12 protein-coding genes are annotated in these 14,060 nt (G+C 68.8%); 11 read left to right on the plus strand and 1 reads right to left on the minus strand.

Annotated features, from left to right (window positions below; genetic code table 11):
- Window positions 1–99 precede the first annotated feature (99 nt).
- The 11 genes from AC0KS4_RS05740 to proB all read left to right on the plus strand — a co-directional run bounded on the left by AC0KS4_RS05740 (window position 100) and on the right by proB (window position 13,276).
- A complete protein-coding gene (locus tag AC0KS4_RS05740) occupies window positions 100–678 on the plus strand; it encodes a DUF937 domain-containing protein (protein ID WP_238957521.1) in 579 nt (192 codons plus the stop codon).
- Between the two features lie 162 nt (window positions 679–840).
- On the plus strand, window positions 841–1,440 hold the full coding sequence (locus AC0KS4_RS05745) for a LysM peptidoglycan-binding domain-containing protein (protein ID WP_238957522.1): 600 nt from the start codon (window positions 841–843) through the stop codon (window positions 1,438–1,440).
- A gap of 91 nt (window positions 1,441–1,531) precedes the next feature.
- The gene (locus AC0KS4_RS05750; RefSeq protein WP_238957523.1) at window positions 1,532–4,180 is read left to right on the plus strand and encodes a valine--tRNA ligase; all 2,649 of its coding nucleotides are present in this window, start codon (window positions 1,532–1,534) and stop codon (window positions 4,178–4,180) included.
- Window positions 4,177–5,634 (plus strand): bifunctional tetrahydrofolate synthase/dihydrofolate synthase, encoded by a 1,458-nt coding sequence (gene folC / locus AC0KS4_RS05755; RefSeq protein WP_238957524.1) that lies wholly within the window; start codon window positions 4,177–4,179, stop codon window positions 5,632–5,634. The genes AC0KS4_RS05750 and folC overlap by 4 nt, the downstream gene beginning before the upstream one ends.
- 80 nt (window positions 5,635–5,714) lie before the next feature.
- Window positions 5,715–6,017: a DUF4233 domain-containing protein gene (locus AC0KS4_RS05760; protein ID WP_225327171.1), complete on the plus strand. Its 303-nt coding sequence runs from the start codon at window positions 5,715–5,717 to the stop codon at window positions 6,015–6,017.
- A 62-nt stretch (window positions 6,018–6,079) separates the two neighbouring features.
- A complete protein-coding gene (gene ndk, locus AC0KS4_RS05765) occupies window positions 6,080–6,490 on the plus strand; it encodes a nucleoside-diphosphate kinase (RefSeq protein WP_225327102.1) in 411 nt (136 codons plus the stop codon).
- Between the two features lie 344 nt (window positions 6,491–6,834).
- Entirely contained in the window at window positions 6,835–9,654 is a 2,820-nt protein-coding gene (gene rne / locus AC0KS4_RS05770; protein WP_238957525.1) for a ribonuclease E, read from the plus strand.
- 214 nt (window positions 9,655–9,868) lie between these two features.
- Window positions 9,869–10,180: a 50S ribosomal protein L21 gene (rplU, locus tag AC0KS4_RS05775; protein WP_225327104.1), complete on the plus strand. Its 312-nt coding sequence runs from the start codon at window positions 9,869–9,871 to the stop codon at window positions 10,178–10,180.
- Between the two features lie 13 nt (window positions 10,181–10,193).
- Window positions 10,194–10,460, plus strand: a complete 267-nt coding sequence (gene rpmA / locus AC0KS4_RS05780; RefSeq protein WP_225327105.1) for a 50S ribosomal protein L27 — start codon at window positions 10,194–10,196, stop codon at window positions 10,458–10,460.
- 90 nt (window positions 10,461–10,550) lie between these two features.
- Window positions 10,551–12,026 carry a GTPase ObgE gene (obgE, locus tag AC0KS4_RS05785; RefSeq protein WP_238957526.1) on the plus strand — a complete coding sequence of 492 codons (1,476 nt, stop codon included), beginning with the start codon at window positions 10,551–10,553 and terminating at the stop codon, window positions 12,024–12,026.
- 146 nt (window positions 12,027–12,172) lie between these two features.
- Window positions 12,173–13,276 carry a glutamate 5-kinase gene (gene proB / locus AC0KS4_RS05790; RefSeq protein WP_238957527.1) on the plus strand — a complete coding sequence of 368 codons (1,104 nt, stop codon included), beginning with the start codon at window positions 12,173–12,175 and terminating at the stop codon, window positions 13,274–13,276.
- A gap of 130 nt (window positions 13,277–13,406) precedes the next feature.
- Here proB and AC0KS4_RS05795 read toward each other — a convergent pair whose 3' ends face one another.
- Entirely contained in the window at window positions 13,407–14,057 is a 651-nt protein-coding gene (locus tag AC0KS4_RS05795) for a TetR/AcrR family transcriptional regulator (RefSeq protein WP_238957528.1), read from the minus strand.
- Window positions 14,058–14,060: the final 3 nt, after the last annotated feature.

Raw genomic sequence — 14,060 nt, forward strand, 5'->3', positions numbered from 1 at the left:
ACCAAATCGTTCCTGCCCGAAGGGTGTTGGCCGAAGCCGCATGCGTCTAGTGTCGTAATTGACTTGGCTCCGATATCAGGAACGAAGGTGGACGCACCGATGGCCGGTCTCGATGATCTGTACAGCCAGATTCCCACGTCTGAAATCGCAAACAAGCTCGGCGCCGACGAAGCCGACGTGCAAAACGCCGTTCACACGCTGGTGCCGGAGCTGCTCGGCGGCCTGCACCAGAATTCGCAAGATCCCGCACACGCCAGCACGATCGAGTCCATGGCAACCAGCCATGCCGCGCGGGGCCTACTCGACGTTGGTGGCGCCCCGGGCGAGAGCGACGGGCACCAGGCCGTCGCGGCCCTGTTCGGCGGCATCGACGCCGACCAGGTCGCATCGGCCCTGGCCGATCGCGGTGCAGGTAACCCTGACCTGCTCAAGCAACTGCTGCCGATGGTTCTGCCAATTGTGTTGGCGTACATCGGAAAACAGCTCGGTTCCGGCAGCGGGGCCGGCGCGTCGCAGAGAACGGAGGCAGCCGGCGGTGGCGGTCTCGGCGAGGTTCTGGGCAGCATCCTCGGTGGCTCCGGCAACAAGTCCCTTGGCGGCATCGTCGGAAATGTGTTGGGCGGCAAGGGAGGTGCAATCGGCGACATCCTCGGCGGCCTACTCGGGGGCAAGAAGTAGTCCAGCGCCGAACCGCATTGTTCTCTGGTAGTTCCCCTAGGGTTTCGATCGCGTCGAATCCAGGGCTGCCCAAGGCAATCCAAGATGAGTAGGTTCGTCCTCATCGGACATAGGAAATAACGTCCGACCAATCGGCCGGGCGGTAGACGAGAGGGAAATGCCATGGCGGACACGCTGACCCAAGGACAAAAGCTGGTGCGGGGCGAATCGCTCACCTCGAACAACGGCGCCTACACGCTGACCTTGCAGGACGACGGCAACCTGGTGCTGGCGTCCCGCGGCCAAGCGATCTGGTCCGCCGGTACCGACGGTCAGAATGTGGTGCGCGCCGAAGTGCAACCCGACGGCAATTTCGTCGTCTACACGGCCGACAAACCCGTGTGGCACAGCAACACAGCCGGCAAAAAGGACGTCAAGCTCGTGCTGCAGGACGACCGCAACCTGGTGCTCTACGCCGGAAATGAGGCGGCCTGGTCGACCAAGACCGAGACGGACGCGCCGCCGCCGCCGGCGCCCGAGGCGGCTACGCAGGCCGCCGCAGAGGAGCCCGCCGCGCCGGTCGAGGAGCCCGCCGCGCAAGCGCCTCCCGAGCCAGAGCCAGAGCCGGCCGTTCGGACGTACACCGTCGAATCCGGTGACAGCCTGTGGGCGATCGCGGAGCGCTTCTACGGCGACGGCAGTAAGTACCAGGCGATCGCCGATGCGAGCGGAATCCCGAACCCTGACCTGATCCAGCCCGGTCAGGTGCTCACGATTCCCTGATCGCCGGGAACGGCGTCAGCGCCCCGGATCCCTGTGAGCTGCGGGTTCGGGCACTTACACGAGGGTAAACCGCGCTCCCTAGAATTGACGGGTGACCGCCAGCCGCAGCCCCGCCACCGACCTGCCCAAGTCGTGGGATCCGGCTGCGGCCGAGAGCGCGATCTACCAGAAGTGGATCGACGCCGGATACTTCGCCGCGGACCCGGCCAGCGCCAAGCCCGGCTACTCGATCGTGCTGCCGCCGCCGAACGTGACCGGCAGCCTGCACATGGGCCATGCGCTGGAACACACCATGATGGACGCCCTGACCCGCCGCAAGCGGATGCAGGGGTACGAGGTGTTGTGGCAGCCGGGCATGGACCACGCCGGAATCGCCACGCAGAGCGTGGTGGAAAAGCAGCTCGCGGTCGACGGCAAGACCAAGGAGGACTTCGGCCGGGAGCTGTTCGTCGACAAGGTCTGGGACTGGAAGCGCGAGTCCGGCGGCGCCATCGGCGGCCAGATGCGCCGGCTCGGCGACGGGGTCGACTGGAGCCGCGACCGGTTCACCATGGACGAGGGCCTGTCACGGGCGGTCCGCACCATCTTCAAGCGGCTCTACGACGCCGGGCTGATCTATCGGGCCGAGCGGCTGGTCAACTGGTCGCCGGTGCTCCAGACCGCGATATCGGACATCGAGGTCGACTACCTCGATGTCGAGGGCGAGCTGGTGTCCTTCCGCTACGGCTCGCTCGACGACTCGCAGCCGCACATCGTGGTCGCGACCACCCGGGTCGAGACGATGCTCGGCGACACCGCCATCGCGGTGCATCCCGACGACGACCGCTACCGCCACCTGGTCGGCACCAGCCTGCCGCACCCGTTCGTGGACCGTCAGCTCGCGGTGGTCGCCGACGAGCACGTGGACCCCGAATTCGGTACCGGCGCAGTCAAAGTCACGCCCGCTCATGACCCCAACGACTTCGAGATCGGGCTGCGGCACGGGTTGCCGATGATCTCGATCCTGGACACCAAGGGCCGAATCGTCGACACCGGAACGCAATTCGACGGGATGGACCGCTTCGAGGCCCGCGTCGCGGTGCGCGAGGCCCTGGCCGCCGAAGGCCGCATCGTCGAGGAGAAGCGACCCTACCTACACAGCGTCGGGCACTCCGAGCGCAGCGGCGAACCGATCGAGCCGCGGCTGTCGCTGCAGTGGTTTGTCCGCGTCGAGTCCCTGGCCAAGGCGGCCGGCGACGCGGTGCGCAACGGCGACACCGTGATTCACCCGGCCAGCCTGGAGCCGCGGTGGTTCGCCTGGGTCGACGACATGCGCGATTGGACGATCTCGCGGCAGCTGTGGTGGGGCCACCGCATCCCGATCTGGTACGGGCCCACCGGGGAACAGGTGTGCGTGGGTCCCGACGAGACGCCGCCGGAGGGCTGGGAACAGGACCCCGACGTGCTGGACACGTGGTTCTCCTCGGCGCTGTGGCCGTTTTCCACCCTGGGCTGGCCGGAGAAAACCCCCGAGCTCGAAAAGTTCTACCCGACAAGCGTTCTGGTCACCGGCTACGACATCCTGTTCTTCTGGGTGGCCAGGATGATGATGTTCGGCACCTTCGTCGGCGACGACGACGCCATCACCCTGGACGGGCGCCGCGGCCCGCAGGTGCCCTTCACCGATGTCTTCCTGCACGGGCTGATCCGCGACGAGTCCGGCCGCAAGATGAGCAAGTCCAAGGGCAACGTCATCGACCCGCTGGACTGGGTCGAGATCTTCGGCGCCGACGCCCTGCGGTTCACGCTGGCGCGCGGCGCCAGCCCCGGCGGTGACCTGGCGATCGGTGAGGACCACGTCCGGGCGTCGCGCAACTTCTGCACCAAGCTGTTCAACGCCACGCGTTACGCGCTGCTCAACGGGGCGCAGCTGGCGCCCGTGCCCCCGCCGGCCGAGCTCACCGATGCCGACCGGTGGATCCTCGGGCGGCTGGAAGAGGTTCGCGCTGAAGTCGATGCGGCATTCGACAACTACGAGTTCAGCCGTGCGTGCGAGGCGCTGTACCACTTCGCCTGGGACGAATTCTGCGACTGGTACGTCGAATTGGCCAAGACACAACTGGCCGAGGGGGTCGCGCACACCACGGCCGTGCTGGCGGCGACGCTGGACACCCTGCTGCGGCTGCTGCACCCGGTGATCCCCTTCATCACCGAGGCCCTCTGGCAGGCCTTGACCGATAACGAGTCGCTGGTGATCGCCGACTGGCCGCAACCGTCCGGGATGAGCCTGGATCCGGTTGCCGCACAACGGGTTACCGACATGCAGAAGCTGGTGACCGAGGTTCGCCGGTTCCGCAGCGATCAGGGGCTGGCGGACCGCCAGAAGGTGCCCGCCCGCATGGCCGGGGTCGACGAATCCGATCTGGCCACCCAGGTGAGCCCGGTGACGTCCCTGGCCTGGCTGACGGCCGCGGGGCCGGAATTTCGCCCGTCGGCGTCCGTGGAAGTCAGGCTCAGCGGCGGCACCGTCGTCGTCGAACTGGACACCTCGGGCACCATCGACGTCGCGGCCGAGCGTCGCCGGCTGGAAAAGGATCTGGCCGCGGCGCACAAGGAGCTGGCGTCGACCACCGCCAAATTGGCCAACGAGGACTTCCTGGGCAAGGCCCCGCAAAACGTCGTCGACAAGATCCGGGACCGTCAGCGTCTGGCCCAGGAGGAAACCGAGCGGATCAACGCGCGGCTAGCCGGGCTGGCATGACGGAGCCGCCCGAGTGGGCTGAGGACCCCGAACTTCCCGACGTGGTTCCCGCGCCGGTCCCGACCCCGGACGAGATCGCTTCCTTGTTGCAGGTCGAGCACCTGCTGGACCAGCGCTGGCCCGAGACCAAGATCGAGCCGAGCCTGACCCGGATCAGCGCGCTGATGGACCTGTTGGGCTCACCGCAGCGGGCCTACCCGTCGATCCACGTCGCGGGCACCAACGGCAAGACCTCAGTGGCCCGCATGATCGACGCGCTGATCACGGCGCTACATCGGCGCACCGGGCGGACCACCAGCCCCCATCTGCAATCGGCGGTCGAGCGCATTTCGATCGATGCCAAGCCGATCAGCCCGGCGCAGTACGTGGCGACCTACCGCGAGATCGAGCCGTTCGTGCAGATGGTCGACGCGCAATCGCAGGCCGCCGGCGGGCCCGCCATGAGCAAGTTCGAGGTGCTGACCGCGATGGCCTTCGCCGCGTTCGCCGACGCCCCCGTCGACGTCGCCGTAGTCGAGGTGGGGATGGGCGGACGCTGGGATGCCACCAACGTGATCAACGCGCCGGTCGCGGTCATCACCCCGATCGCCATCGACCACGTCGACTACCTGGGCGACGACCTCGCCGGCATCGCCGGAGAGAAGGCCGGCATCATCACCCGCGCGCCCGAGGGCGCGCCCGACACCGTCGCGGTCATCGCGCGCCAGGCGCCCGAGGCGATGGAGGTGTTGTTGGACCGAACCGTGCAAGCCGATGCCGCGGTGGCCCGCGAAGATTCGGAGTTCGCCGTGCTGGGGCGCCAGGTCGCCATCGGCGGGCAGGTGCTGCAGCTGCAGGGCCTTGGCGGGGTGTATTCCGACGTCTATCTGCCGCTGCACGGAGAACATCAGGCGCACAACGCCGTGCTGGCTTTGGCCGCCGTCGAGGCCTTCTTCGGCGCCGGCGCGCAGCGTCAGCTCGACGTCGAGGCGGTGCGCGCGGGTTTCGCCGCCGTTGCCAGCCCGGGCCGGCTGGAGCGGATGCGCAGCGCGCCCACGGTGTTCATCGACGCCGCGCACAATCCGGCCGGTGCGGCCGCGCTGGCGCAGACGTTGGCGGGCGAATTCGACTTCCGCTATCTGGTCGGAGTGCTCAGCGTGCTCGCCGACAAGGATGTCGGCGGCATCCTCGCCGCCCTGCAGCCGGTGTTCGACGCCGTCGTGGTGACCCACAACGGGTCGCCGCGGGCGCTCGACGTCGAATCGCTGGCCCTGGCGGCGCGCGAGACGTTCGGGCCCGACCGGGTGAGCACCGCCGAGAACCTGCGTGACGCCGTCGACGTCGCGACCGCACTGGTCGATGATGCCGCGCTGGACGGGCACGCCGAAGACTTCTCCGGCACCGGGATCGTCATCACCGGCTCGGTCGTCACCGCCGGCGCGGCGCGCACCCTGTTCGGGCGTGATCCGCAGTGACCCAACCGGACTCACCCGAGAACCCCGAGGGGCCGGCCCCGACGCCGGCGGCCGACCCGTGGCGCAGCTTCGGCGCGGTGATGGCCCTGACGCTGTTTCTGGAAGCGATCGTGGTGCTGCTGGCGATCCCGGTGGTGGGAGCGGTGGGCGGAGGCCTGACGACGGCGTCGCTGGTCTACCTGATCGGCCTGGCCGTGCTGCTGATCCTGATGGCCGGGCTGCAGCGCAAACCCTGGGCCATCTGGGCCAACCTCGGCGTGCAGGTGATCCTGCTCGCGGGCTTCGCCGTGTATCCGGGGGTGGGATTCATCGGCGTGCTGTTCACCGGCCTGTGGGGCTTGATCGCCTACTTCCGGGCCGAGGTCCGGCGCAGACAGGGGTAGCCCGCCGGCAGTGACAAGCGCTGACCCGCCGCGGCGGCACCTGGTTATGTACGCTGTCCGCCGTGACCGAACGGACATTGGTACTGATCAAGCCGGACGGCGTCCAGCGACAGCTGGTGGGGGAGATCATCGGCCGGATCGAGCGAAAAGGCCTCACGATCGCCGCGCTGGAACTCCGGCACGTCAGCCAGGATCTCGCCGCCCAGCATTACGCGGAACACGAGGGCAAGCCGTTCTTCGAGCCGTTGCTGGAATTCATCACGTCGGGGCCGGTGGTCGCGGCCATCGTGGAGGGACCGCGGGCGATCGCGGCGTTTCGGCAGCTCGCGGGCGGTACCGACCCGGTCGAGAAGGCGATCCCGGGCACGATCCGCGGTGACTTCGGGCTGGAGACGCAGTTCAACCTGGTGCACGGCTCGGATTCGATCGAGTCGGCCAAGCGAGAAATCGGGCTCTGGTTCCCCGGCGCCTAGAGCTGCGACGATCGGTCCCGCGGCGCCGTCGTGACCGGGTTCGGCCATACCGAGGTTCCTCAGGTGTGGGTTGGCCCGCCACGTGATGTGGGATACTGATCTCGGGTGAACGTCGCCGGACCGGCGTCAGACACCCGAATGAAGACTTGGACAAGCGCGACCAATAGCCCCGTCGCCTTGGTTTGCAGCATGTCAGGCCGTCATTCAGCACGGCGCCGAGTGGGTTCTAACCTGAGCCGCTCGGGGCGAGACCATCACAAGCCCGGGAGAAGTGACCCGGGCCCATAGCGAAGCCCTCGCGTGGCCGCGTCGAAACGACGCGCCCGGGGGCTTGAGGAGAATACGTGGTAGACGGTGCACCGACTGCAGACCCATCAGAAGAATCGACCCGGCCTGCGGAGCTGCCCGACCGGTTGAGGGTCCATTCGCTGGCCCGAACGCTGGGAACAACCAGCAAACGGGTCCTGGACGCGCTCAGCGAGCTGGACGGGCGGATACGCAGCGCACATTCCACCGTGGACCGCGCCGACGCGGTGCGGGTGCGTGACCTGCTGGCCACCCAGCCCCAGGAAACGCCGGAGAACGCCGAGGCGGACGCCGACTCCGGCGAACCCGAATCCCGGCTGATGCTGGAAACCCCCGACAACGCCGCAGACCGGCCGCATTACATGCCGCTCTTCGTCGCGCCGCAGCCGCTGGACAGCGACGACACCGACGACGACAGCGGCACCGACGAGGACGCCGACTCCGACGATTCCGACAGTGACGACGACGAGCAGGCCGATCGGCCGTCGAACCGCCGGCGCCGCCGCGGCCGCCGTGGTCGCGGCCGCGGACGCGGCGAGCAGGGCGGGCCCGAGGGCCAGAACGACAGCGGTGACGACGACGAGCCGCAGGGCCGGGCCAAGAAGGCCGCCCAGTCCGACTCCGGCGACTCCGACGACACCGACGACGACGATTCCGACGACGCCGACGATTCCGACGGCGGTGACGACGGTTCATCGGATGGCGGCAACCGTCGCCGCCGCAGGCGCCGGCGCCGCAAATCCGGATCGGGCGACGACAACGACGAGGGCGTCGCGCCCGACGACCCGCCCAACACGGTCGTGCACGAGCGGCCGCCCCGCAGCGGCAAGAACGGCGGCGGCGACGGCGGCAGCTCGAGCAACGAGATCAAGGGCATCGACGGCTCGACTCGGCTGGAGGCCAAGCGGCAACGGCGCCGAGACGGCCGCGACGCCGGGCGGCGCCGCCCCCCGGTGTTGACCGAGGCCGAATTCCTGGCCCGCCGCGAGGCCGTCGAACGCGTCATGGTCGTCCGCGACCGGGTCCGCAGCGAGCCGCCGCACCAGGGTTCGCGGTACACCCAGATCGCGGTGCTCGAGGACGGCATCGTCGTCGAGCATTTCGTCACCTCGGCCGCGTCGGCGTCCCTGGTGGGCAACATCTACCTCGGCATCGTGCAGAACGTGCTGCCCTCGATGGAGGCGGCCTTCGTCGACATCGGCCGCGGCCGCAACGGCGTGCTGTACGCCGGCGAGGTCAACTGGGAAGCCGCCGGGCTGGGCGGATCTGACCGCAAGATCGAACAAGCGCTCAAACCCGGCGACTATGTCGTCGTCCAGGTCAGCAAGGACCCGGTCGGGCACAAGGGCGCCCGGCTGACCACGCAGGTGTCGCTGGCGGGCCGCTACCTGGTGTACGTGCCGGGCGCGTCGTCGACCGGGATCAGCCGCAAGCTGCCCGACACCGAGCGCCAGCGGCTCAAGGAGATCCTGCGCGAGGTGGTGCCGTCCGACGCGGGGGTGATCATCCGGACCGCGTCCGAGGGCGTCAAAGAAGACGACATCCGCAGCGATGTCACCCGCCTGCAGGAGCGCTGGAAACAAATCGAGGCCAAGGCCATCGAGGTCAAGGAGAAGGCCGCCGGCGCCGCGGTGGCCCTCTACGAAGAGCCCGACGTGCTGGTCAAGGTCATCCGCGACTTGTTCAACGAAGACTTCGCCGGCCTGGTGGTCTCCGGTGACGAGGCCTGGAACACCATCAACGAATACGTGAATTCGGTTGCGCCCGACTTGGTTTCGAAGCTGAGCAAATACGAACCGCCCGCCGGGCCGGACGGATCGGGCGGACCGGACGTGTTCGCGGTGCACCGGATCGACGAGCAGCTGGCCAAGGCGATGGACCGGAAGGTCTGGCTGCCCTCGGGCGGCACCCTGGTGATCGACCGGACCGAGGCGATGACCGTGGTCGACGTCAATACGGGCAAGTTCACCGGCTCGGGGGGCAACCTCGAGCAGACGGTCACCAAGAACAACCTCGAGGCGGCCGAGGAGATCGTGCGCCAACTGCGGCTGCGCGACATCGGCGGCATCGTCGTCATCGACTTCATCGACATGGTGCTGGAATCCAATCGCGATTTGGTGCTACGCCGGCTCACCGAGGCGCTGGCCCGTGACCGCACCCGCCATCAGGTGTCCGAGGTGACGTCGCTCGGTTTGGTGCAGCTGACCCGCAAGCGGCTGGGCACCGGGCTGGTGGAGGCCTTCTCGACGTCGTGCCCGAACTGTGGCGGCCGCGGCATCCTGCTGCACACCGACCCGGTGGATTCGGCCCCGTCGAACGGCCGCAAGTCCGAGTCCGGCGGCCGCCGCGGGCGGCGCAAGAAGAACAAGGCCGAGGAGCCGGTCGTGGCCAAGGTGCCCGCCCACTCTCCCGGCGAGCACCCGATGTTCAAGGCGATGGCGGCCGGCTCGTCCACGCAGGCGGCATCCGACGACGACGAATCCGACGAGGCCACCGAGGACGCCACCGACGAGTTCGACCGGAAGCGGGCGACGCGCGACGAGGACGTCGCCGACACCGACACCGACGAGGAGGACTTCGACGACACCGACGACGACTCGGATGACGACGATTCGGATGACGAGGACTCGGACGACGACTCGGATGACGACGACCTCGATGACGAGGAAGATCTGGGCGACGACGACGAGGATCTCGAGCTAGACGACGACGACCTGGACACCGAGGACTCCGACGACGACGACTCCGACGGCGGCCAGGGTTCCGCTGCGGCGGACCAGGGCGGCTCGGCACCCGGTCGGCCCCGGCGCCGACGCGCGGCGGGCAGGCCCGCCGGACCGCCGATCCACGCGGACTGAACGCCCAAAGCCAGGTCGTGTCCGGTTTGACCCTGTAGCCGCTGGTCACGTACCCTTGGACAGTTGTCGTCAGGCCGGGCGACTAAGCTTTGGCCGGCGGCAGCGGGACTCCCGGGGAATCGGCGCAGGCCCGCAACCCAGACCCACCACGTGCACCGCGGCTGGTTCGCGCGCGACGCGCCGAGCAGCGGTTAGAAGAAGGAGCAGAGCAACGATGGCGACCTACGCAATCGTCAAGACGGGCGGCAAGCAGTACAAGGTCGCCGTCGGGGACGTGGTCAAGGTCGAGAAGCTCGACTCTGAGCCGGGTTCGAACGTGTCGCTGCCGGTCGCACTGGTGGTGGACGGCGCCAAGGTGACCACTGACGCGGCCGCACTGGCGAAGGTCGCGGTCACCGGCGAGGTGCTCGAGCACACCAAGGGCCCCAAGATCCGTATCCACAAGTTCCGGAACAAGACCGGTTACCACAAGCGTCAGGGACACCGTCAGCGGCTGACGGTCCTGAAGGTCACCGGCATCAAGTAGCAAAGGCGAAGACATGGCACACAAGAAGGGCGCTTCCAGCTCGCGCAACGGTCGCGATTCCGCCGCACAGCGGCTGGGTGTGAAGCGATTCGGCGGCCAGGTCGTCAAGGCCGGCGAGATCATCGTTCGTCAGCGCGGCACCAAGTTCCACCCGGGCGTCGGTGTCGGGCGCGGCGGCGACGACACGCTGTTCGCCAAGGAAGCCGGCGCCGTCGAATTCGGAATCAAGCGCGGCCGCAAGACCGTCAACATCGTCACGGCCGGTCAAACCACCGACTGAGCGCCGCGAGCGTGCACCCACTGCGATAATTCGAGGCAATTCTCGCAGTAGCCGCACGCTCGGCGAGCGAGACGGGTGAGAGGACCCACGATGCCTCGGTTCGTCGACCGCGTCGTCATCCATGCGCGCGCCGGTTCCGGAGGTAACGGCTGCGCCTCGGTCCATCGCGAGAAATTCAAGCCGCTGGGCGGCCCCGACGGCGGCAACGGCGGCCGCGGCGGCAGCATCGTCTTCGTCGTCGATCCGCAGGTCCATACCCTGCTCGACTTCCATTTCCATCCCCACGTCACCGCGCCGTCGGGCAAGCAGGGGATGGGCAACAATCGCGACGGCGCCGCCGGCGCCGACCTGGAAGTCAAAGTCCCCGACGGCACCGTCGTCCTCGACGACAACGGCCGCCTGCTGGCCGACCTGGTCGGCGCGGGCACCCGCTTCGAAGCCGCCGCGGGCGGTCGCGGCGGTTTGGGCAACGCCGCGCTCGCGTCGCGCGCGCGCAAGGCTCCCGGGTTTGCGCTGCTGGGGGAGCAGGGCGAGACCCGCGACCTGACACTGGAACTCAAGACCGTCGCCGACGCCGGCCTGATCGGGTTCCCGTCGGCTGGCAAGTCCTCGCTGGTGTCCACCATCTCGGCGGCCAAACCCAAGATCGCCGACTACCCGTTCACCACGCTGGTGCCCAACCTCGGTGTGGTGTCGGCCGGCGAGCACACCTTCACCGTGGCCGACGTTCCCGGCCTGATCCCCGGGGCCTCGCAGGGCCGCGGTCTGGGCCTGGACTTCCTCCGGCACATCGAGCGGTGCGCCGTGCTGGTGCACGTCGTCGACTGCGCCACCGCGGAGCCGGGCCGCGACCCGATCTCCGATATCGACGCGCTGGAGGCCGAGCTCGCCGCGTATACGCCCACCCTGCAAGGGGACGCGACGTTAGGCGATCTCGCCGAGCGGCCCCGCGCGGTGGTGCTCAACAAGATCGACATCCCCGAGGCGCGCGAGCTCGCCGAATTCGTCCTTGACGAGATCGCCGAGCGCGGCTGGCCGGTGTTTTTGGTGTCGGCGGTCGCGCGAGAAGGTTTGCAGCCATTGATCTTTGGGCTCTGGACGATGATCTCAGAATACAAGGCCGCCCAACCGGAGATCGTGCCGCGACGCCCGGTGATTCGCCCGGTCCCCGTCGACGACAGCGGCTTTCGCGTTGAGCCGGACCCCCAGCAGCCAGGCGCCTTCGTGGTCAGCGGAGCACGGCCCGAACGCTGGGTGCGTCAGACCAACTTCGACAACGACGAGGCCGTGGGGTATCTCGGCGACCGCCTGGCGCGCCTCGGGGTCGAGGAGGAGCTGCTGCGGCTGGGTGCACGTCCGGGATGCGAGGTGACCATCGGCGACATGACGTTCGATTGGGAGCCGCAAACTCCTGCGGGACAACAGGTTGCGCTATCCGGGCGGGGCACCGACGTGCGACTGGAGCGCAGCGATCGCGTCGGCGCCGCGGAGCGCAAGGCGGCCCGCCGACAGCGCCGCGTCGGCGACGATGCAGAGCGCAGCGATGCGGAGGAGCGGCGCCCGTGACTAAGGTCGGCGACGATGCAGAGCGCAGCGATGCGGAGGAGCGGCGCCCGTGACTGAGGTCGGCGACGATGCAGAGCGCAGCGATGCGGAGGAGCGGCGCCCGTGACTAAGGTCGCCGACGATGCAGAGCGCAGCGGTGTGGGGCCGTGAGCGCTCAACGCGACGCCATCCGGAACGCTCGCAGCCTGGTGGTCAAGGTGGGCACCAACGCGTTGACCACACCGGCCGGGGTGTTCGATGCCGGCCGGCTGGCCGGCCTCGCCGACGCGATCGAGGCGCGGATGAAGGCGGGCACCGACGTCGTCATCGTGTCCTCGGGAGCCATCGCCGCGGGCATCGAACCGCTGGGATTGGCCCGTCGCCCCAGGGATTTGGCGACCAAGCAGGCCGCGGCCAGCGTCGGTCAGGTGGCGCTGGTGAATTCGTGGAGCGCGGCGTTCGCCCGCTACGGCCGCACGGTCGGGCAGGTGCTGCTGAGCGCCCACGACATCTCGATGCGCGCCCAGCACACCAACGCCCAGCGCACGCTGGATCGGCTGCGCGCCCTGCATGCGGTGGCGATCGTCAACGAAAACGACACGGTGGCCACCAACGAGATCCGGTTCGGCGACAACGACCGGCTTTCGGCGCTGGTGGCACACCTGGTCGGGGCCGAGGCGCTGGTGTTGTTGTCCGACATCGACGGGCTGTACGACTCCGATCCGCGCAAAACCGAAGGCGCGCAGTTCATCCCGGAGGTATCAAGCTCGGCGGATCTGGTCGGCGTGATCGCCGGGCCGGGCAGCGATCTGGGTACCGGCGGCATGACCTCGAAGATGTCATCGGCGCTGCTGGCCGCCGACGCCGGTGTGCCGGTGCTGCTGGCCGCCGCGGCCGACGCCTCGACGGCGCTCACCGACGCGTCCGTCGGCACGGTGTTCGCCGCGCGACCCGCCCGGATGTCGGCGCGGCGGTTCTGGGTGCGTTACGCCGCCGAGGCGGCCGGCGCGCTGACCCTCGACGAAGGGGCGGTGCGCGCCGTGGTCGGGCAGCGCCGCTCGCTGCTGCCCGCGGGGATCACCGCGCTGTCCGGCCGGTTCTTCGGCGGTGACGTGGTCGAACTGCGGGGCCCGGACGCGGCGATGGTGGCCCGCGGCGTGGTCGCCTACGACGCAACGGAACTCGTCACCATGATCGGCCGATCGACCAGCGAGCTGCCCGGCGAACTGCGCAGGCCCGCCGTGCACGCCGACGACCTGGTGGCCGTGTAAGAGGCGGTCCCGGCTTGCGGCGCGGGTGGCGTCGACCTCCGAACCATGAGGACTCTCGCAAAGCCGCTAGCTGATGCGCTAGCACGTTTGAGAATCACCTCATGGTCTGATCACCGGGGCGTCGCGCGGGTCAGCTCGCCGAGGTGGGCCTGAGATACAGTGCGCCCCAAACAATTTCGGCCAGGGTAGCGGCCAGCTCCGCGTCGTAGTCGGGCGACTGCGCCGGTAGGTTCTGTTGGCAGGCGCGCTCGACCATCCAGGTCAGCGCGCTGGCGGTGGTCAGCGCCGCCAGTTCGGGGCGGATCGAGCCGTCGGCCTGGCCCGCTTCGATGACCCGGGTGAGCTGTTCGGAGATGCCGGTCAGCAGTTCGCGGTACGTTTCGCCCGTCGGCGGGTCGTAGGCGGCCATCTCGTTGAGGGCCACCAGCACCGCCTGATGCCGTCGATAGGTGGCGATGATGTTGCTCATCGCCGTGTGCACGTCGGCGGGGTCGCGGCGCCCGGCCACCGTCCACCACCGTCGCGCGCCGTCGGTCAGGTCGCCGAACACCTGGCCCGCGAGCCGGCGAAGCAGATGGCCTTTGTCCTCGAAGTAGATGTAGAAGCTGGCGCGGGAGATGCCCGCCTCACCGGAGAGCCGATCCACGCTGAGTTCGGTGAAGCTCGCGCCGTCGCGCATCAGCCGCTCGGTGGCGTCCAGCAGCCGGCGCTCCATCTCCTCGCGCCGCTGCTCGCGCCCCACGCTTCGGTGGCCCTGCGGCTTGCGGGTGAGCGACGGCATGCG

Source organism: Mycobacterium sp. NTMscope_MAC_12, from assembly GCF_976985675.1.